The 20,477-nt window shown below is 69.5% G+C and carries 16 protein-coding genes; 12 read left to right on the forward strand and 4 right to left on the reverse strand.

What is annotated here, in order from left to right; translation table 11 throughout:
- The first annotated feature begins 3 nt into the window (after window positions 1-3).
- The 5 genes from ACFO8M_RS15105 (at window position 4) to ACFO8M_RS15125 (ending at window position 5,726) form a co-directional block, all read left to right on the forward strand.
- Entirely contained in the window at window positions 4-2,142 is a 2,139-nt protein-coding gene (locus tag ACFO8M_RS15105) for a hypothetical protein (RefSeq protein ID WP_387976901.1), read from the forward strand.
- Entirely contained in the window at window positions 2,139-3,287 is a 1,149-nt protein-coding gene (locus tag ACFO8M_RS15110; RefSeq protein ID WP_387976904.1) for a GDSL-type esterase/lipase family protein, read from the forward strand. Before ACFO8M_RS15105 ends, ACFO8M_RS15110 begins: the two co-directional genes overlap by 4 nt.
- Before the next feature lie 40 nt (window positions 3,288-3,327).
- Window positions 3,328-4,437, forward strand: coding sequence for a DUF4185 domain-containing protein (locus tag ACFO8M_RS15115; RefSeq protein ID WP_387976907.1), 1,110 nt, complete (start codon window positions 3,328-3,330; stop codon window positions 4,435-4,437).
- A gap of 116 nt (window positions 4,438-4,553) precedes the next feature.
- On the forward strand, window positions 4,554-5,030 hold the full coding sequence (locus ACFO8M_RS15120) for an SRPBCC family protein (RefSeq protein ID WP_387976910.1): 477 nt from the start codon (window positions 4,554-4,556) through the stop codon (window positions 5,028-5,030).
- Between the two features lie 66 nt (window positions 5,031-5,096).
- Complete coding sequence (locus ACFO8M_RS15125; protein WP_387976913.1) at window positions 5,097-5,726, forward strand: dihydrofolate reductase family protein; 630 nt, start codon at window positions 5,097-5,099, stop codon at window positions 5,724-5,726.
- A gap of 146 nt (window positions 5,727-5,872) precedes the next feature.
- On the opposite strand, the gene ACFO8M_RS15130 is transcribed toward ACFO8M_RS15125, so the two are convergent.
- Window positions 5,873-8,227 carry an ABC transporter substrate-binding protein gene (locus ACFO8M_RS15130; protein WP_387976916.1) on the reverse strand — a complete coding sequence of 785 codons (2,355 nt, stop codon included), beginning with the start codon at window positions 8,225-8,227 and terminating at the stop codon, window positions 5,873-5,875.
- Between the two features lie 291 nt (window positions 8,228-8,518).
- On the opposite strand from ACFO8M_RS15130, the gene ACFO8M_RS15135 reads away from it, so the two are divergent.
- From ACFO8M_RS15135 to lhgO, 5 genes are all read left to right on the forward strand, one after another.
- Window positions 8,519-9,742, forward strand: a complete 1,224-nt coding sequence (locus ACFO8M_RS15135; protein WP_387976919.1) for an L-talarate/galactarate dehydratase — start codon at window positions 8,519-8,521, stop codon at window positions 9,740-9,742.
- A gap of 108 nt (window positions 9,743-9,850) precedes the next feature.
- The gene (locus tag ACFO8M_RS15140; protein WP_387976922.1) at window positions 9,851-10,633 is read left to right on the forward strand and encodes an IclR family transcriptional regulator; all 783 of its coding nucleotides are present in this window, start codon (window positions 9,851-9,853) and stop codon (window positions 10,631-10,633) included.
- 140 nt (window positions 10,634-10,773) lie between these two features.
- Complete coding sequence (locus ACFO8M_RS15145) at window positions 10,774-12,276, forward strand: aldehyde dehydrogenase (NADP(+)) (protein WP_387976926.1); 1,503 nt, start codon at window positions 10,774-10,776, stop codon at window positions 12,274-12,276.
- Window positions 12,273-13,046, forward strand: a complete 774-nt coding sequence (locus ACFO8M_RS15150) for a sulfite exporter TauE/SafE family protein (protein WP_387976929.1) — start codon at window positions 12,273-12,275, stop codon at window positions 13,044-13,046. Before ACFO8M_RS15145 ends, ACFO8M_RS15150 begins: the two co-directional genes overlap by 4 nt.
- Window positions 13,047-13,069: 23 nt before the next feature.
- Window positions 13,070-14,260, forward strand: coding sequence for an L-2-hydroxyglutarate oxidase (gene lhgO, locus ACFO8M_RS15155; RefSeq protein ID WP_387976932.1), 1,191 nt, complete (start codon window positions 13,070-13,072; stop codon window positions 14,258-14,260).
- A gap of 1,311 nt (window positions 14,261-15,571) precedes the next feature.
- Here the strand turns inward: lhgO and ACFO8M_RS15160 are convergent.
- Window positions 15,572-15,793 (reverse strand): hypothetical protein, encoded by a 222-nt coding sequence (locus tag ACFO8M_RS15160; RefSeq protein ID WP_387976935.1) that lies wholly within the window; start codon window positions 15,791-15,793, stop codon window positions 15,572-15,574.
- A gap of 47 nt (window positions 15,794-15,840) precedes the next feature.
- Between ACFO8M_RS15160 and ACFO8M_RS15165 the strand changes: the two genes are divergently transcribed.
- Window positions 15,841-16,725, forward strand: a complete 885-nt coding sequence (locus ACFO8M_RS15165; protein ID WP_387976938.1) for a pirin family protein — start codon at window positions 15,841-15,843, stop codon at window positions 16,723-16,725.
- On the opposite strand, the gene ACFO8M_RS15170 is transcribed toward ACFO8M_RS15165, so the two are convergent.
- Both ACFO8M_RS15170 and ACFO8M_RS15175 read right to left on the reverse strand, forming a co-directional pair.
- Complete coding sequence (locus ACFO8M_RS15170) at window positions 16,713-17,777, reverse strand: LacI family DNA-binding transcriptional regulator (RefSeq protein ID WP_387976941.1); 1,065 nt, start codon at window positions 17,775-17,777, stop codon at window positions 16,713-16,715. The two genes, ACFO8M_RS15165 and ACFO8M_RS15170, sit on opposite strands and share 13 nt — an antisense overlap.
- Window positions 17,778-17,829: 52 nt before the next feature.
- The gene (locus ACFO8M_RS15175; protein WP_387976944.1) at window positions 17,830-18,837 is read right to left on the reverse strand and encodes a hydroxyacid dehydrogenase; all 1,008 of its coding nucleotides are present in this window, start codon (window positions 18,835-18,837) and stop codon (window positions 17,830-17,832) included.
- 267 nt (window positions 18,838-19,104) lie between these two features.
- On the opposite strand from ACFO8M_RS15175, the gene ACFO8M_RS15180 reads away from it, so the two are divergent.
- Window positions 19,105-20,475, forward strand: a complete 1,371-nt coding sequence (locus tag ACFO8M_RS15180) for an ABC transporter substrate-binding protein (RefSeq protein ID WP_387976947.1) — start codon at window positions 19,105-19,107, stop codon at window positions 20,473-20,475.
- Window positions 20,476-20,477: the final 2 nt, after the last annotated feature.

The following is a 20,477-nucleotide window of genomic DNA, read 5'->3' on the forward strand; positions in this document are numbered from 1 at the left end:
TCCATGCGCCTCATACCCAACGTCGACGACCTCGCGGCCGACCCGGTCACGCACCACTACGACGACATGATCGCGCCGAGCGGCCTCACGAACTTCCTCGGCACCGCCAGGGTCGACCACGACCTCACCGCGATCAGCGCCGTCACGTTCCCGCCCGTCTCGCAAGGCCTCACCCGCACCGCCGCATGCTTTGTGGACGGACGCCTGGTCGAGTCCTACGGCGCCCCGATCACCCACGAATGGCGCCCCGACCGCGTGCGCCGCAGCGTGAGCCTCCCCGGCCTCGACCTGACCACGCTCACCGTCTGCGCCCCAGGGGAAACCGCCGTAGCCATCGACGTCCGCGTCCACAACACCGGAACCGCCCACCGGACGGTGCCGATCACGCTCACCCTCGCCGCCGGAGCCGCCCACACCGGCGAAGCCTGGCTCGACGCGATGGCCCCCGAGGAACGCAACCGGGCCGCCACCGGACCCTCCCGCCTGGTCTTCACCAACCAGGCCACCACCGCATGGAGCGTCCAAGGCGTCGACACTGGTCCTGCAACGGGCACTGGTGCCGAAGTCCGCCTCTCCGGCATCGCCCCGGCCTCCGCCGAACACGAAGTCGGCATCGGCGGCATCGAACGCGGCGGCGAAGTCACCGTGCACCTCGACCTCGCCCCCGGCGCCACCGCGCGATTCGGTTACGTCCACGCCCTCGCCACCACACAGGACGCGGCCACAGCGGCCTTCGAACGCATCGCCGCCGACGTCCCGGCCACGGTGCGCGCCGCCGAAGCCTTCTGGAACCGGCAACTCGACGCCGCGTTCCAACCCGGCAACGGCGAATTCTCCGGGCATCTGCCCACATTGGAGACCACTTCCGAACCGCTGCGGCGCCTCTACTGGTGGGGCGTGCTCGGCGTCATCTGGTTCCGCCGCGACTTCGCGGGCAACGTGCTCGGCCGCAGCTACGACACCCTGATGCCCAACTACTGGGCCACCACCACGTTCATCTGGGACTACAGCCTCAGCTCCATCACCCACGCGCTCCTCGACCCCGACGCCATGAAACGCCAACTGCGGCACTGGATCGCCTCCGACATCCACACGCACTTCGGCACCTCCTCGCTCACCGGCGGGCCCGTGGGCCGCTGGTACTCGGTCAACGACTACGCGATGACCCGGCTCGTGCACGACTACGTCCGCTTCACCGGCGAGACCGACCTGCTCGATGAGAAGCCCGGCGGTCTTCCGGTCACCGAGCACCTGCGCGACTGGGCGCTGGCGTGGCAGTCGCTGCGCGGCACCGGGCCGCTCGCCGACTACGGCGAGATCGACAACCTGCTGGAATGCGTGAGCTCCTATACACACGAGGTCGCGAGCCTCAACGCGGCGAACGTGTGGAACCTGCGCACGGTCGCGGAGATCCTCGCCGCCCAAGGCGACACCGACGGCGCCGCCGCGCTCGAAGCCGAGGCCGACGGGCTCGTCAAAGCCGTCGCCGACCTCTACCTGCCCGGCCGGGGCCACTTCGCCGCGCGCCAGCCGGACGGCACCCGTGTGCCGGTGCGCCACGTCTACGACTTCTCCGTCGTCGGCACCACGATCGCCGCCGACCTCGACGAGCATGTGCGCCGCGAGATGGTCGACTTCTACCGGCGCGAACTGCAGACCGAGGTCTGGCTGCGCTCACTGTCCCCTTGGGACCCGGACGCGAGCTTCAGCATCCGACCCGACCACCAGTGGAACGGCGCCTACCCCGCCTGGCCCGCCGATGCGGCGCGTTCCCTCATCGCGCTCGGCGCGCCCGAGGTCGCCATCGACTGGCTTCCCGGGCTCGCCCGCTCCGCCAACCAGGGGCCGCCCGGTCAGGCGCACTTCACCGAGGAGGCCATGCCCGCGGTCAACGGCGGCGCCCGGAAGGCCCCGCCGCAGCTGCCGTACATCATCGACTGGGCCTGCTCCTCCGCCGGAGCCTTTGCGGCCCTGGTGATCGAGTCGTTCTTCGGCGTCGACCCGAGGGTCGGTTCCGATCGGCTCGACACGTCGCGGGCGTGCATCGCCGCGCTCGATCCCGACGCGGTCCTGCGCGGGCTGCGCATCGGGGGTCGGCTCGTCGACGTGCACGCGGATGGCACGGTTGTGGACGCCTCATGACCTTGCAGCCCTTCCCCATCAAACCCGAAATGATCCGCGGAGCGGTCGAGATCGAGGAGACCGATCGGGGCCTGATCCCGCATCGGCTGCCGCGGTGGGCCAGGCGGCAGATCCCGGACCGCTTCATGATCCAGACCAGCGCGGAGAGCGCCGGGATCCGGCTCGCGCTCCGCACGGCCGCCGACGTCGTCGAACTCGACGTGCAGACGCGGCGGATCGCCGCCGACGCCACCGCACCCATGCCGCCCAGCGCGTACGAGATCACCGAAGGCGGCGCGCTCGTGGCGACCGCGACAGCGCCGATCGGCTCTCGCTACGTGTTCACCTTCGAGCGCCCGAACGGCGAGATCGCTCCGGGACCGGACGCCACGGTCCGCTTCGAAGGCCTCGCAGCCGGAGTCGAGCGCGACCTGGAACTCTGGCTGCCGTACTACGACCACGTTGAACTGCTTGCGCTTCGCGTCGACGCTCCAGTGTCGACCGTTGCCGATGCCGCACTCCGCTGGGTCCATCACGGCAGTTCGATCAGCCACGGCTACCGGGCCGACACGACGACCGGCACCTGGCCGGTGGTGGCGGCGCTCGAATCCGGGGCGCACCTGACCAACCTCGCGTTCAGCGGCAACGCGATGCTCGATCCGTTCACCGCCAGGACGATCCGCGACATCCGCGCCGACCTCGTCAGCCTGAAACTCGGCATCAACCTCGTCTGCGGCGACGTGATGCGGGTGCGTGCGTTCCGCCCCGCCGTCGACGGCTTCCTCGACACCATTCGCGAAGGCCATCCGGACACGCCGATCGTCCTCGTCTCGCCGATCTGGTGCGAGCCGGTCGAGACCTCGGCCGGTCCCACGATCCAGGACCCGGCCCGGAGCGAGGAGTGGTCGATCGCGGCGGGCAGTGAAGACGACGTCGCGACCGGCAAACTCTCGCTGCGGGTCATCCGCGCCGAACTCGAATCCATCGTGGACCGACGCCGGGCCGACGGCGACCGCCGGCTGCACTACCTCGACGGACTCGCGCTCTACGGCGAGAACGACGCCGCCGCGATGCCGCTGCCGGACAACCTGCATCCCGGCCCTGACGTCCAGCGCCTCATCGGCGAACGCTTCGCCGACCAGATCCTCGCCCAGCACACCACCTAGGCGATCCCCCTCCGACCATGAACCTGCAAAGGAGCAGACCATGACCAACCGATCGCTCACCCTCGCGGTGGCCGCGGGCATCGCGGCCGCCACCATCCCGATCACCGCCGCGAGCGCGGCCCCGACCGCTTGCGCCGCAGGCATCTCCGCCGAGATCAACACCGAACTCACCGAACGCTTCGGCACCTATGCCGACACCGCCGGGCGCTGGACCGGCGCCGACTCCGCGTACAGCGTCGACCTGCCGGACGGGTCGACCGCGTGGATCTACTCCGACACGTTCATGGGCGAAGTCGACGAGAACGGCGGCAGGCCCGCCGACTCGCCGTTCCTCCACAACTCGATCATCGTGGACGACGGCGGCACCCTCACCACCTACACCGGCGGCACCGAGGCCGCCCCCGAATCCCTCGTCAAGGTCGCGGGCGCCGACGAGACGCAGCGCTGGTACTGGTTCGGCGACGCGACCGTCGAGAACGGCATGCTCCGCGTCATGCTGCTCGAGTTCATCAAGACCGGGACCGGCGTGTTCGACTTCAAGTTCACGGGCAACGCCGTCGCGACCCTGGACCCCGCCGACATGAGCCTGCTCTCGGTCACCGATCTGCCGGACTCCACCATCAACTGGGGCTCGGCGATCTACGAGGACCCCGAGGACGGCTACACGTACGTGTTCGGCGTCGAGGACAACCAGGCCCAGAAGTACGCCCACCTCGCCCGCGTCCCCACCGGATCGCTCACCACCGAGAGCTGGGAGTACTTCAGTGCGGGGGAGTGGACCGCCGACTCCGCCGCCTCCAGCCGCATCCTCGAAGGCGTCTCGAACGAGTTCAGCGTTTCTCGCTTCCAGGGCAGGTTCACGCTCGTCACCGGCGACGCCACCGAACCGCTCAGCGCCAAGATCGTGATGTACCGCAGTGCCGACATCACGGGCCCCTACACCGGCAAGACCGAGCTGTACACGACCCCCGAGACCGGCGGGAACGTCTTCACCTACAACGCGAAGGCCCACCCGAACCTCGGCGACGCCGACACCCTCGTCATCTCCTACAACGTGAACAGCTTCAACTCCGACGATCTCTACGCGGACGCCGGGCTCTACCGGCCCCGCTACATCAACGTGGACGCGCAGCTCCGGCGCGGCCGCTAAGACCGAACACCGCAACACCCCCGGGCCAGAGGCCACGAGTCTCTGGCCCGGTTGCCGCCCCCCGACGACGCGATCCGCCTAGGCTGGTCCGGGACGCCATAGGGAGGAGACCGGCCATGGGCGACACCTCGTTCGTGTACCTGTCGCGGATCAAGACCACGCCGGAACGGCTGTGGAGCGCCCTGACCGAACCCGAGCTGACCCAGCGGTACTGGGACCTCTCCTTCGACACCGACTGGAAGCCCGGTTCTCCGATGACCTGGCGCGAACGCGGCGGCAGCGTCTCCGACCCCGGCCAGCAGGTGCTCGAATGCGACCCGCCGCGGCGCCTCGCCTACACCTGGCACACGTTCACGCCCGAATGGGCCGAACGCGCCGGCGTCGCCGAAGACGTCCTCGAATCGATCGCGGCCGAACCGCGTTCCAAGGTCGCCTTCGACCTCGAACCCGGCGGGCCCACGGTCCGCCTCATGGTCACCCACGACGGCTTCGAACCCGGCAGCACCGTCCTGAAGATGATCAGCGAAGGCTGGCCCGAACTGGTCTCGAGCCTCAAGACCCTCCTCGAGACCGGCGAGCCGCTGCCCGCCTGACCGATGAATCCCCCTCCGCGGCGTCGTCCCCATTGAAAGAGGAATCCCGAACCAGAGGAGCAGCAGATGGGCAAGCTCATCGTCACCGAGTTCATGTCGATCGACGGCGTGGCCCAGGCCCCCGGCGCGCCGGAGGAGGACCCCGAAGGCGGTTTCGAGTACGGCGGCTGGCAGGCGCCGCTCATCGACCGCGATGAGGAGCACTTCATCTTCGAGCAGGCCAAGGGCATGGACGCGCTCCTGCTCGGCCGCCGCACCTACGAGATCTTCGCGGACTACTGGCCTACGGCACCCGCCGAGTTCGACTTCACCGCGCTCATCAACCGCGTCCCCAAGTACGTCGCCTCCCGCACCCTCGAAACGCCGCTGAGCTGGGACACCGCGAGCCTCCTCCAAGGCGACCTGGCCGAGTCCGTCACGGAACTCAAGGACCGCTTCGGCCACGTCCACGTCATCGGCAGCCTCGACCTGGTGCAGTCGCTGCTGCGGCTCGGCCTCGTCGACCAGCTCAACCTGTGGGTCTACCCGCTCATCCTCGCCGGCGGCAAGCGCGTCTTCGCCGACGGCGCGGTGCCCGCGGCCCTGCGCCTGACCGAATCGCGTGTCTTCGCGAACGGCACGCTCAAACTCGAATACGAGACCGCGGGCGAGCCCGCCGTCGGCGACATCGGCGCCGACGTCGAGCGCCTGACTTAACGCATTCCACCGCAACGCCAACCGCACCGCCGGACGAGGTTCGTCGTGCCTCGTCCGGCGGCGCGGCTGCGATCGTCAAGCGCCGGAACGGGAAATGGAAAGCCGCGGCCGACGCGTTCGGCGTCGGCCGCGGCTCGGGTACCGCGTTATGAGGTGATCAGCGCGATCACTTCGACCGGATCTTCAACGTCGGTCCTGGCCGCCAGCATGGTCATGGTCTTGCTGACCGGATTGCCCTGGCCGTCGAATTCGATCGGCCCGGTGGCCGTGATCCCGCTGAAGTCCCGCAGCTCGTCCGCGAGCGAATCGGCCGTGACCGTCGGCCCCTGGCCTTGGGCGACGATCGCCGTCAACCGGAACGCCTCGTAGGACATCAGCGCCTGCCCGTTCGCGAGGTTCGCGTCCGTTCCGAACTGGTGCAGCAGCTGGTCTTCGGCGCTCTTCATCTGCTCCGCCGAGGACTGGTGCTCCGGCCCGGCCTCATCCCACTGGTCCGGGTGGGCCAGTCCGATGTAGTACAGCTCCACATTGGCGGCCCGCAGGTCGGCCACCAGGGAGCGGTCGCGCGGCACTGACGAGGCGTTGTCCCCGGTGACGATCGTGATCCGGTGCTCCAGGCACGGTCCCTTGCGGAGTGTGAGGCTGCGGATCAGCGACGGCAGCGCGAACCGCGAGAGCCCTGCGAAGAACAGGTACGAATCCTGTTGCACCTCTTCGCACATCGCCGCCACCGTCTCGTTGAACAGCGACGGGTTCACTTCTGAGATGTTCGAGCCGTTGTATGTGAACGGCCGCGGGGAGTCGGTGCAGCCCTCCGCTGCCTGCTGCGCCTGGAAGGCCTCGTTCAGCGTGATCGCGTAGTCGTAACTCCGGTCCGTGTCGCTCACATTGAAGACCGAGCACAGGTCCCCGTGCTCGCGCACGAACGAAGCCAGCGCCACCGCCTCCTGAGTGTTGGTGGGCCCCATCCGGAACGCCGAGTTCGTCTCCTCGCTCCCGGTCAGCATGTTGTCGCCGGTGATGGTCGATCCCATGACGACCAGGCCCTCGCGATTCATCCGGTCGATGAACAGCTTCGTGGCCTCGTAGCTGGCGCTGAGCCCGGCGACGGCGATCAGGTTCTCCTCGGTGCGGCGCTCCAGCAGCGCCTCCGCCGCTTCGTCCCATTCAGAGTTGCTCGACCCCAGGTCCGTCAGGAGCAACCGCACCTTCGGCGACTGGCTCTCGTTGATCAGGGCCTGTGCGGCGGCCGCGCCCTGGATCTGGTTGGCGATGTCGGCGGGGGAGTTCGCGTCGTCGCCTTCGAAGGTCATCGAGAGCGCCACGGCGATGGTGAAGTAGTCCTCGTCCGCGCCGATGGCCTCGTTCTGGCGGGCGATGGCCTGGCATGCCGGTATGAGCTCCGGGTTGACGCAGTTCGCGCCTTCGCTGAGCCGCAGGCACTCGCCGCCGGCCTCGTCGCGCTCGAACGGCTCGCCGCAGGGGTCCTGCTCGAAGGTGCCCCTGTTCCAGAGCACTGCGAGCGTGATCAGCAGGACGAGGACCAGTGATGCGGCCGTCCACGACATTGCCGCGCGGACCCGGGACTTCTCCGTGGGCAGCGGCTTCTCGGCATCCGGTAGGCCGGTCGCTCCGAAGTGGTGCCATTCAGCGAATTTGGACGGTCCGGTGCGCAGTTCGCGGAGCAGGCCGACGAGTTCGCCGGTGCGGACGCTCTGGCCGGGGTCGTGGTGCTCGTAGTAGTGGAGCTGGCCGCGCGCCCGGCGGCTCTCGGCCTTGAGGGCGGCGGCGAGTTCGTACGCCTCGTCGCCGTCGGCGATGCCGGCGAAGACGAGTTCGATGCCGCCGACGGCGCAGTCGGCGATGAAGGACCGGCGGTAGATGCTCGCGAGCTCGCTGCGGGCGCGCTCGGCGATGCGGTTCGAGGCCGCTCCGTCCTCTGGGAGCTGTTGCGCCGCTTGGCGGGCGGACTTGAGGTCCCACTGACCGTCGACCGTGGTGAGTTTCAGCAGGCGGCTGCGGGCCGCACCGAAGACGATCCAGCGCAGCGGGATCGCGAGGGCCTTGAGCGGGAATTGGAGCGGGCCCACGCCGATCCCGGCGTCGTCCTGTGAGCCCTTGTTGAGGCTGTTGAGGAAGCGGCTCGGCTTGTCGCGGGCGAGGGCGAGCGCCTCGTAGGCCAGTGCGTCGTCGTCGGTCGCCTTGAGGTTGTTGCGCCTGGCTTCGAGCATGAGCGAGAGGAGCTTGAACGGCGTGTGGGGGACGAGCTCGGGGCGGTCGGCGAATCGCTCCCAGACGCTGCTGCTCGCGTGTGTCTCGTTGGCGCCCAAAGGAATGACGGCGGCGAAGTCCCGGGTGTGCAGCAGATTGCGGAGGGTCTGGTCGTCGATCGCGGTGCCGGTGACCAGGATGAGGCGCGGGCGGTCGGAACGGGCGTACTGCTGCGAGTGGGGGCCATCGGAGGGCTCGCCGTTACCGGCGCGGGGTGTACTCGTTGCCATCCGCACATGTTTCCAGGCAGGTGCGTCAATTCGGCCATTCTGGAGCGCGCGAGTCGGCAATCCGACAGTTCCACCTGGGGCCCTGCATGATGCGTCCACGCGAACGAGGGGCTATAAGCGCGAGCGGGCTTCCGGCGGCGGGCATCCGCGTCCGGCTCAGTGCTTCTGCCCCCGAGGGTTCGGGTCGAACCTCTTGCGTCGGTTCGCGGCCTGACCTAAGCTCGACACGTCCCATTCACCGATATGAATTCCCAATGAATGGGACTTTCCAGCGTAGGAAAGCGAGCCGCCATGACCAGTGAACCCACCTTCCTCGACCGCACCAGCGCCACAGAGACCAGCGCCGTCAACGAACGCCACTTCAGCGCGCTGCAACGCGGCGAGGCGAGCGTCGACCGGATCGCCTCCGTGCGGATCTCGCACGCGATCCTCCCGCTCAAGACCTCCATCAGCGACGCGAAAGTGCTCACCGGACGCCAGAAGCCGATGACCGAGATCGCGTTCCTGTTCGCGGAGATCACCACCGAGGCGGGCTTCGAAGGCGTCGGCTACAGCTACTCCAAGCGCGCCGGCGGCAAAGGCCAGTACGCGCACGCCCGCGAGATCGCGCCCGACCTGATCGGCGAGGACCCCAACGACATCCAGCGGATCTGGACCAAACTGGTCTGGGCCGGGGCCTCGGTGGGACGCAGCGGTCTGTCCACACAGGCCATCGCCGCGTTCGACATCGCGCTGTGGGACCTCAAGGCCAAGCGCGCGGGCCTGCCGCTGGCGAAGCTCCTCGGCGCGCACCGCGACTCCGTGGCCTGCTACAACACCTCCGGCGGCTTCCTCTCCTCCTCGATCGAAGAGGTCCTGGAGAACTCCAGCGCGGCGATCGAACGCGGCATCGGCGGCATCAAGGTCAAGGTCGGCCAGCCCGACACCCGCATCGACCTGCGCCGCGTCGCGGCGATCCGCGAGCACCTGGGCGAGGACTTCCCGCTCATGGTCGACGCCAACCAGCAGTGGAACCGCAGCACCGCGATCCGCATGGGACGCAAGCTCGAAGAGTTCGAACTCACCTGGATCGAGGAGCCCCTCGACGCCTACGACGCCGAGGGCCACGCCGACCTCGCCCGCGAGCTCGCCACCCCCATCGCCACCGGCGAGATGCTCACCAGCGTCGCCGAGCACGCCGAGCTCATCTGGCACCGCAGCGTCGACTTCATCCAGCCCGACGCGCCCCGCGTCGGCGGCATCACGCCGTTCCTCAAGATCATGTCGCTCGGCGAGCACGCCCGCGTGCGCATGGCGCCCCACTTCGCGATGGAGATCCACCTGCACCTCGCCGCCGCCTACGAGCACGACCCGTGGGTCGAGCACTTCGAATGGCTGGAACCGCTGTTCAACGAACGCCTCGACATCGCCGACGGCCGCATGATCGTCCCGGCCCGCCCCGGCCTGGGCTTCAGCCTCAGCGACCAGGCGCGCGCCTGGACCTCCGACGCCGAGCGGTTCGGATCGGACGTGTGACACCCCGAAAGGACCCCGCCCGCCGGAGGGCGCGAACCCCGCTAACCTGGTGGCCACCCGGCGCACCCGCACCTTCGTGCGCCGCAACAGACCTAGAAGGACACAGTCATGGCGCGCGAGGAGGCGGCCCCCAAGGGCGCACTGGACAGGGCCCTGGAGATCCTCGAGGTCCTCACCATGCGCGGCAAGGCCACGACGGCCGAACTCGTCGAAGCCGTCGGCGTGAGCCGCAGCGCGGTGTACCGCCTCGTCGAACGCCTGGAAGCAGCCGAGTACCTGACGCTCTCGGACGGCCAGTGGCGGCTCGGCCCGGCCGCCGCGCGGATGGCGATGGCGGCCGTGCAGAACATGGACGTGCTCGCGGTGGCCCCGCCGATCCTGCGCGAACTCGCGCACCGCACCGGCGAGACCGTGAGCCTCGGCGTGCACAGCGGCGACGAGATGGTGTTCGTCTTCAGGGAGATCGGCCACCAGGCCGTCCACGTCCGGTCCGAACTGGGCGCCCGCCGGCCCCTGCACGCCACCTCCGTCGGCAAGGCCTACCTGGCCGGGCTCTCGCCCGAGCGCTGCGAGGAGACCGTGGCACGGCTCCCGATGCAGATCTTCACCAAGTCCACGGTCACCGACCGGGACCTGCTGCGGGAAGCGGTGGGCGAGGCGCGGCTGCGCGGCTGGGCCGAGGAGCACGGCGAGTTCGACGCGGGCAGCACCTGCTTCGGCGCGCCCGTGTTCGACCAGAGCGGCGCGGTCACGGCGGCCATCAGCATCGCCGGGCCCACGGCCCGCATGGACGCCGCGCGCGACCCGTTCGGCCCGCTCGTGGCCGAGACCGCCGCCGCCATATCGCACCGACTCGGCTACAGCGACCGGACGAAACCGCAACAGCACTGACCGCCGCCTTCGAGCCGAACGGCCGATGAAGCACGCCAGCAAGGGACTCGGCGACGAGCGCATCGCACCTGTAGGCCACCGCCTCGCCTCTCCACCACCGCGAACCCACCACGAACTCGCCGGAAACTAAGGAGCCCAATATGACCGACCTCCTCGCCAGCACCGACCCGCGCACCGGCGACACCGTCGTCCAGGTCGCCCGGACACCCGCCGCAGAGGTCGCCCGCGTTGCCGCCGCAGCCGCCGCGGCCGCACCCGAACTCGACCGACGCGGTCGCGAGTTCCGCGCCCGCCTGCTCCGCGCCATCGCGTCCCGGCTCGAAGCGAGCCGCGAAGCCATCGTCGCTCTCGGCCAACGGGAAACGGGACTCCCCGAAGCCCGCCTCAACGCCGAACTGACCCGAACCGCCTACCAGGCCGAATTCTTCGCCGGCGTCATCGAAGAAGGCGGGTACCTCGAAGCGACGATCGACCACGCCGCCGACACCCCCATGGGCCCCGGCCCCGACCTGCGCCGACTCCTGATTCCAATCGGCCCCGTCGCCGTCTTCGGCGCCTCCAACTTCCCGCTGGCCTTCTCCGTCCCCGGCGGCGACACCGTCTCCGCGCTGGCGGCCGGATGCCCGGTCGTCGTCAAGGCGCACGACTCCCACCTCGGGCTTTCGCAGCTGTCCTTTGCGGCCCTTGCCGAAGCGTGCGCCGACGTCGACGCGCCGGAGGGCACGGTCGGCATCGTCTTCGGCACCGAGGCCGGAGCGGCCCTCGTCGCCGACCCGGCGATCAAGGCCGTCGGCTTCACCGGGTCGCTCTCGGGCGGCCGGGCCCTGCTGGACATCATCAACGGCCGCGACGAGCCGATCCCGTTCTACGGCGAACTCGCGAGCGTCAACCCCCTCGTCGTCACCCCGGCAGCCGCCGCCGAACGGCCCGAGGCGATCGCGAGCGGCCTCGTCGCCTCGGTCACCGCGTCGGGCGGGCAGCTCTGCACCAAACCCGGCATCGTCTTCGTTCCCGAAGGCGCCGAAGGCGACCGGCTCCTCCAGGAGGCCGCGTCGCTCATCGGTGAGACGGCGGCCCACCCGCTGCTGAACGCCCGGATCGCGGAGTCCTATCGCGACATCACCGCAGCCTTCACCGACGCGCCGGGCGTGAAAGTGCTCGCCACCGGCGCCGCCGCGCCGAACGAAGGACGCTTCGGCACGTCCCGACTGCTCGAAGTGGACGCCGCCGACTTCACCCCCGCGGTCGCCGAGGAATGCTTCGGCCCCAGCGCGATCGCCGTCCGCTACCGCGATGCCGGGGAGCTGCGCCGCGCGTTCGCCGCCCTGCCCGCCTCCCTGACCGCCACCCTCCACGCGGCGGCCGACGACCCGGACCTCGAAGCGCTCGTCGCACTGGTGCGGCCGCTGGCCGGCCGCCTGGTGTTCGACCAGTTCCCGACCGGCGTGCTCGTCTCCTGGGCCCAGCACCACGGCGGCCCGTGGCCCTCCACGAACACCCTCCACACCTCGGTGGGCGCCACCGCGATCCGCCGCTTCCTGCGCCCGATGGTCTGGCAGAACGCGCCGCACGCCGTGCTGCCGCCCGAACTCCACGACGACGCCGGCGTCCCGCAGCGCGTCGACGGGCGCCTGCGCCTGTGAGCGAGCTGCCAGCCGATGCCGCCGCCTGGGCCATGCTGGCCCTCGCGGCGGCGCTCGTCGGCATCGCCAAGACGGGCTTCAGCGGCATGGGGTCCCTGCCGATCCTGCTGTTCGCCACGGTGCTCCCCGCCAGGGAGTCCACCGGGGCGCTGCTGCCGGTCCTGATCCTCGCCGACCTCTTCGCGATCCGCTTCTACTCGCGGCACGTCGAATGGCGGGTGCTCGCCCGCCTGGCCCCCTGGGTCATCGTCGGCACCGTGCTCGGCGCGGTCGTGCTCTGGTTCGTCGACGACACGTTCATGCGGCTGCTCATCGGCGCCATCCTCCTGGCGATGCTCGCGATCCAGGTGTGGAACCGGCTGCGGCCCAAGGCGGTGGAGCCGAAGCCGCCCAGCGGCCTCGCCCGGCGAAGCGCCGCCGCCGGCGCGGGCGTCGCGGCGGGCGCGACCACGATGATGGCCAACGCGGCGGGACCGGTCATGGTCCTGTACCTGATGCTCTCGGGCTTCCCGAAGCTGCGGTTCCTCGGCACGATGGCGTGGTTCTTCTTCGCGGTCAACCTGTTCAAGGTCCCGTTCAGCGTTGGCCTCGGCCTCATCTCCTGGCACACGCTCCTCATGGCCGTCCTGCTCGTCCCGGCCGTCGCGGTCGGCGCGCTCGTCGGCCGCGCGGTGGTGCACCGGGTGAACCAGCGGCAGTTCGAACTCGCGACCCTCGTCCTCTCGGGCGTGGGCGCGGGCCTGCTCATCCTCTCGGCCGTCACGAGTTAGCAAGCGACAAAAGGAGGTCCGCAATGGCAGACGAGGTACTCGGCGTGGTCGGGGCCGGGATCGTGGGCCTGGCCGTCGCCCGCGAACTGACCCGTCGCCGCCCCGGGGTCCGGGTCGTGGTCTTCGAGAAGGAAGACCACGTCGCGGCCCACCAGACCGGCCACAACTCCGGGGTCGTCCACGCCGGGATCTACTACCCACCGGGCAGCCTCAAAGCGCGCCTGTGCACCCGCGGGGTCGCCCTCCTCAAGGAGTACTGCGCCGAACACGACCTGCCCTATGTCGAATGCGGGAAGCTCGTCATCGCCCTGCGCGACATCGAGATCCCGCGCCTGGACGCACTCCACGAGCGAGCCGTCGCCAACGGCGTCCCCGGCATCCGCCGGGTCGGCCCCGAGGAGCTCCGCGACATCGAGCCGCACGCGACCGGGCTCGGCGCGATCCACTCCCCAGGCAGCGCCATCACCGACTACGCCGCCGTCGCTCGCGCCTTCGCCGACGAACTGACGGCCGCCGGAGGCGAAGTGCGCCTTGGCTTCCCGGTCGAACGGATCGAACCCGAAGGCGCACGCGTGCGCGTCTCCTCCGGCGACGAACGGGTCACCGTCGACCGGCTCATCCTCTGCGCCGGGCTCCAGGCCGACCGCGTCGCGGCACTCGCCGGCGACGAGCCCGGCCCTCGCATCGTCCCCTTCCGCGGCGAGTACCTGCGCGTCAAGAACGCCAAGGCCGACCTGCTGCGCGGCCTGATCTACCCAGTCCCCGAACCCGGCTACCCCTTCCTCGGCGTCCACTTCACGCGCCGCACCGGCGGCGGCGTCGAGATCGGCCCCAACGCCGTCCTCGCCCTCGCCTCCGAGGGCTACCGCTGGCGCGACCTCAGCCCGGCCCACCTCGGCCGCCTCGCCGCCTGGCCCGGCGCCTGGAGGATGGCCGCGCGGCACTGGCGCATGGGGGCCAAAGAGGTGTACGGGTCACTCTCCAAGCGCGCCTATATGAAAGCCGCGCAACGCTACATGCCCGAGATCGGCATCGAGGACGTCGAACCCGATGGCGCCGGCGTACGAGCCCAGGCCCTCGACCGGGACGGCTCCCTGGTCGACGACTTCCGCATCCACCGACTCGGCCCGGTCACCGCCGTCCGCAACGCGCCCTCGCCCGCCGCCACCTCCTCGATGGCCATCGCCGAGCACATCGTCGACGCCATCGGCTAGCACGCGCAACACCAGCTTCCCGAAGGTGTGCCGCCCGCGCGGCTTCAACCCGTCAACGACCGCGAGGCGGGAACCGAGGGCGCGCGGCCGGGACCGGGCCGGGATTCGGACGGTGTTCAACCCGTCAGCGACAGCGTGGCGGGGGCTGACCGGGGAGTCCTGGGCCTGGTCGTGGTTGGGAGATGTGGCGGCCGAGTCGACCGCGCAGTGTCGGTCGTTCACGCCCGTCAGTCTTGCTTTGCTTGCACTGCACGCGGCCAGCGACGGCGAGGCTGAATCCCGGCCGGGGTCGTGTGGCCGGGGCCGGGCTGGTCGATGTCGCTGCTCAGCCGCCTGCGCGGTTACGGTCACCGACGCCCTCGATCTCGTTCTGCTTGCGCTACAAGCAGTCAGCGATGGCGATGGCGATGGCGATGGCGATGTCGGATCGGGTCCTGGGTCGTGTGCTCGTGGCCGGGTCGGTCGATGCCGCCGTCTGGCTGGCTGGGCGGTGCCGGTCGGCTCGGCCTGCTCGGCCGTGCTTCGGTTGGGCCGCTGCCAGTTGGCGTCGGCGCGGTCGAAGCTGGTCCAAGTGTTCGTGGCGTCAGCGATGGCCGCCGTGCACATACTGGTGCCGATCGCCGCGCTGAGGGCAGCCCTGCTCGCCGTGGCGGTGCCGGTCGGTGTCGTCTGCTCGGCCGCGCGGGTTCGTTCGCGCCGTCGAGCATCGGGCATCGTCGTGTCAGTCATATTTATGGACATGGTCTTTCACCTCCTTCCAGCATCCAGGTTCGAGCTTCGGTTTTGCCGTGCCTTGCTTGGAGTCGGCCCGTTCCTGTGGGCCGTCTCGCGGTGGGGTGTCGTCTCCTTCGTTGTTGTGGGTGCTTTGGTATGTCCGGCCTGTGATTGTCGGCCGGTCATCTCGCCGCAAGTCGGCTTATCCACCTTCGGGACCTCGACGGGGGCAATGGCACAAGCATGGAAGCGGTCGGATCTCTACGCTTCTGCAGCGCGGGCGACTGGTGCTTCTACGTGGTCGACGGAGTATCCGGCCAGAGGCTTATGTCTTAGTCTGCTTTCCACCGGACTCTGCGTCTACTATGTTCGGATTTCGCATCCTTGTGCGTACTTTCAATTATCCGCGATGCGAGGTCGGGCGGCAACACCCACAAGGTGCGAAAGGTTTCATGTTCCGCGCCCGCCACGACCAGAACCGCTGCGCCCCAATCGAAACCGGCCCGCCACCCGAGATCCGGCCCCACCCGTCCACCTCCTCGTCGCTGCCATCTTTGACCTGGTGCACCACCGGCCCATGGGAGCCCGGTGCGGTGGTTAGCGGCGGCGCTGGGGAGCGGTCGAGCCGCGGACGACGATGTGGGTGCCGAGGACGACCCGGTCGTTCGACGAGCCCTCGCTCTTGCGCAGCGCCAGGAGCGAGACCAGTCCTTCCTCGCCCTCATCCTCGACTGCCCGCGTCCCGAAGACGCGAGCCCACTCCCCGAAGCCGCACCCGACCTGGGATGAGCGAGCCGGACCTGCAAGATGAAGTGTCAAGTACGTTTGGGGTACCAGATCGAACACCAGTGATCGGAGTGCGGACCGTGGAACTCGAGAACGCGCGGCAGCGGACCCTGAACCGGGTGGAGACCAGGCAGTTGCTCGGCCCGGACTCCCAGGTCGACGACAAGGCGCTGGCGTTCGCGCCGAACGATCCGGCCCTGACCGACCCGTTCCTGATCATGGCCGAGGACTGGTTCTCCAGCCCCGGTTTCGAATGGCACCCGCACCGCGGCCTGGAGACCGTGACCCTCGTGGTCGACGGCGTCCTCGAACACGGCGACAACCTCGGCAACGCCGGGGCCCTCGAGCCCGGCGAGGTGCAGTGGATGACCGCCGGGAAGGGCATCGTCCACCGCGAGCTCGCCTATCGCGACGAGCACGCCCACACCTTCCAGCTGTGGCTCAACCTGCCGCGCGCCAAGAAGATGACCGACTCGCGCTACCAGGACCTCACCCGCGACGCGATGCGGCAGGTCCGCGCCCCCGGCGTCGTGCTCGACGTGCACGCGGGCACCGTCGACGGCGTCACCGGCGGGGCCGACACGCACCAGCCCGTGCAGGGCGTGCTGGCCCAGCTCGATCCGCTCGCGTCCTACGGGCTCGCGGTGCCCGCCGAGCACCGCCTGTTCGCGCACGTCGTGAGCGGCCGCGTCCTCGTCGGCGGCAGTTTGCTGGAGGCGGGTCAGACCGGCTGGTCCGAACCCGTGCCCGGCGCCGGCTCGACGACGCTGCACCTGGCCGCGCCCGACGGCGACGAACGGGCGCGCGTGCTGGTCTACAGCGGCACCCCGCTGCACGAGCCGGTCGCGTTCGGCGGTCCGTTCGTCATGAACAGCCGCACCGAGATCCAGCAGGCCTTCCAGGACTTCCAGCGCGGCGACTTCGGTCGGGTGCCGCGCCAGGCCCGGCTCGCCTACGACCGCTGACGGCGCGGGGGAGCGGCCGAGTCGCGGACGACGATGTGGGTGCCGAGGACGACGCGGTCGTTCGCCGAGCCCTCGCTCTTGCGCAGCGCCAGGCGGACGGCTTCGCGGCCGAGCTGCTCGTGGGGGACGTGCACGGTGGTGAGCGCCGGGGTGAGTTCGGCGGCGATCGGGATGTCGTCGAATCCGACCACGGACATGTCCTCGGGGACGCGGACGCCCTTCTCTCGCAAGGCCTTCAGCACGCCGATGGCGACCATGTCGGTGCCCGCGAAGATCGCGGTCACGTCCTGGCGTTCGGCCAGGAGCCGCTTGGTGAGCTCGTAGCCGCTGTCGATCTGGAACCTGCCGGGCAGGATGAGCGATTCGTCGAGGTCGACGCCGTGCTCGGTGTGGGCCCGGCGGAACCCTTCGATGCGTTCGTCTGAAGTGGAGAGACCGACTTCCCGGCCTAGGTAGCAGATCTTGCGGTGGCCGGCCGAGAGCAGGTGCGCGGTCATCGCGTAAGAGCCGCCCACGTTGTCGTACTGGACCACCAGCGCCGGAACGCCCTCGCCCAGCGACGGCCGGCCGCACAGGACGAGGTGCGAGCCGGACTTGTCGAGCGCCTTCGCGAAGTAGGCCATGCGCTCGGTGTAGACCTCGTTGTCCCAGGCGCCGCCGACGAGGATGACGGCCTCGGCGCGCTGCTCGCGCATGAGCTCGACGACGGCGAACTCGCGCTCGGGGTCCCCGTGGGTGGTGCACAGCAGGCACAGCCGCCCTTCAGAAGCGGCCTGCTGCTCGACGCCGCGGGCGATGTAGGCGTAGAAGGGACCGGTCACGTCGTCCACGACGAAGGCGATCGTCTTGGTCGTCGCTCCCGCGAGGCCGCGGGCGTGCGCGTTGACCACGTAGTCGAGCTCTTTCATGGCCCGCAGCACTTTCGCGCGCGTGGCGGGGGCGACCGGGTAGTTCCCGGCGAGCACGCGCGAGACCGTGGGCGCCGACACCCCGGCGTGGGCGGCGACGTCCTTGACCGTGGGTCGTCTACCGCCGCCTGAGGTCTCTCGCACCTGGTGCCCCTTTCGTATCCATCGTTCCCAAGGCTAGTTCAAGCGGGAACGGTCACGCCCGCCTCCCGAGGAGTTCGGGGTCGACGCGGTGCAGCAGCGGCAGGCCGGCGGCCAAGCGCTCGGCCTCCTCCACCATGTACAGCCCCATCCGGGCGAGTTCGTTGCCCTGCGAGCCCGCCACGTGCGGCGTCATGAAGACGTTGGGCAGGTCGAACAGGGGCGAGTCGTGCGGCGGCGGTTCGGGGTGGGTGACGTCGAGGACGGCCGAGAGGCGCCCGGTGCGCAGTTCACTGATGAGCGCATCGGTGTCGACGAGGCGGCCGCGAGAGGTGTTGACGACGACGGTGCCGTCCTTCATCGCGGCGAGGCGCTCGGCGTTGATCAGGTGGCGGGTCGCCGCGAGGTCGGGAGCGTGGACGCTCACCACGTTGGCCTGCGAGACCAGGTGGTCGAGATCGACGAGCCGGGCGCCGAGCGCCGCGGCCTCCTCCGGGGCCACGTACGGATCGGCCAGCAGGATCTCGAAGTCGAAGAGCCGCAGCAGTTCGATGACCCGTCGCCCGATCGCCGAAGCCCCGATGACGCCGACGCTGATGCCGAAGTTGCCCACCTCGGGGTGGATGAGGCCGAGCTCGAACGACCGGTCGGCCCGGAAGCGCTCGCGGAGGTTGAAGATGCCCTTGCCCGCCAAGAGGATCGCCGCGAGCGTGTACTCGGCGACCGGCAGCGCGTTCGCCCCCGCCGCCGACGACACGGCGATGCCGCGCGCCCACACGGCATCGCTGGTGTGGCCCTTGACCGACCCGGCCGCGTGGAGCACCGCCCGCAGCCTCGGCGCGCGCTCCAGGACACCTTCGTCGAGTTTCGGTGAGCCCCAACCGGAGACGATCACATCGACCGCAGCCAGAGCTTCGTCGATCTCCGGCCCGTCGAAGCGCTCGATCACCGTCGCGGGGTCGATGTCGACCACCGCACCGAGTCGGCGCAGGAGCGGCTCGGGGAACAACTGCGGCAGGAACACGGGGTTCATCGCGAACAGCGCCTTGGGGAGATCGGCCACGAGAAGAGTCCTCCGAACGGTTCGTATAGAAATCGATTTCTACTCTAAGGGAGCCTGGTGGATTTGTCGAACCCGAACCCCCGGCCGGCGACAAGCCTTCGAGATGAGTGCATTCACCTGCATGTTCGTCATCAACAGCAACTGTTTCGACCTCCGCGTGTAACGATTCGGCAAACTCGGCTTGCGCTCGTGACAGCGCTCACCTAGTCTCACAGAATCCGGTTTCTATGAGAGCGAGCCACTCGCTCACCCCCTGAAGGAGAACCCATGAGCACTGGGACGGAGCGGGCCGCGGCCCGCACGGCGTTGCCCGAACTGCACCTCTCGCGCCGCGCGATCGTCAAGGCCGGAGCGGCCGCCGCGGTGGCGGCGCCCGCGCTCGCCGCGTGCGGACCCTCGGCCGGCGGCGGCGGTGAAGGCAAGACCCTGATCCGGTTCCTGTACGCCACCGGCGACGCCACCTGGAACGAGGTCGTCGCCGCGGTCACCGAGGCGTTCAACGCCCAGAGCGACAACGTGGTGGTCGAGCCCGAGCCCCTGCCCGCCGGCGCCGACTACGCGACGGCGCTGAAGACCGTCGACGCCACCGGCAAGTGGCCCGCGCTGGTCGACATGCGCGACACCCTCACCTACATGGAGGCCGGCAAGATCGCGCCCATCCCCGAGAGCGTCACCTCACTGCTCAACGACGAGGTGTACGCCCCGTCCGAGGACGGTGAGGTCTACATCGTCCCGAGCACCGCGCTCAACGGCGAGATCGGCTTCAACATCGTCTACGACAAGGACTACTTCGAGGCGAACGGCCTCGCCGTGCCCACCACCTACGCCGAATTCATCGCCCTCATGGACGCGATCAAGGCCAACGGCGACGTGCCGCTCGCCATGGCCGCCGCCGAGATCTGGCCCTCCGACCAGATCTGGAAGCCTCTCGCCGCCCCGACCTTCGCCCAGTACAGCGAGGCCGGCGGCTTCTGGAACGCGGTCGAGGCGGGCGACGCCGCGATCGCGGACCTGCAGGACCCGATGGAGCGCTTGAAGACCATCACCGACGAGTACGCCCTCGAGGGATGGCAGTCCACCCAGGACGCCCAGACCTCCACGCTCCTCGTCAACGGCCAGGCGATCATGGCCACCTCTTCGGCCGGCCTCGGGCGCCTCAACGACATCGCCAAGGTCGACCCCGAGTTCAACGCCGGGCTCTTCATCATCCCCGCCGACGACGGCACCCTCCACGTGCTCAAGAACTCCGTCAACGGCGACACCGCCTCAGGCATCGCGATCTCCAAGCAGGCCCAGGAAGACGGCGCCGAATACGAGGCCGCCGTCGAGTTCCTGGAGTACTTCTACTCCGTCGACGCCTGCAACCTCATGGAGGCCACGGGCGTCGTCTCCCCGAACATCAAGCAGGCCGCCGAGGTCAAGCGCAACGACACCATCCCCGGCGCCGCAGACTACTTCGGACTCCTGGAGAACCCGAAGCTCTCCTGGTACGAGAACTCGCCCACCAACCCGAACCACAGCACGTTCCAGACCTTCTTCCGCCAGAGCCGGATCGAGATGATGGACGACCAGATCACCGTCGACGATCTGATCGAGAAGTCCCAGGTCGAATTCGAGAAGAACATGGCCGAGGGCTAGGC

Source organism: Glycomyces rhizosphaerae, from assembly GCF_042647865.1.
In the GTDB taxonomy this organism is placed as follows: Bacteria; Actinomycetota; Actinomycetes; order Mycobacteriales; family Micromonosporaceae; genus Glycomyces; species Glycomyces rhizosphaerae.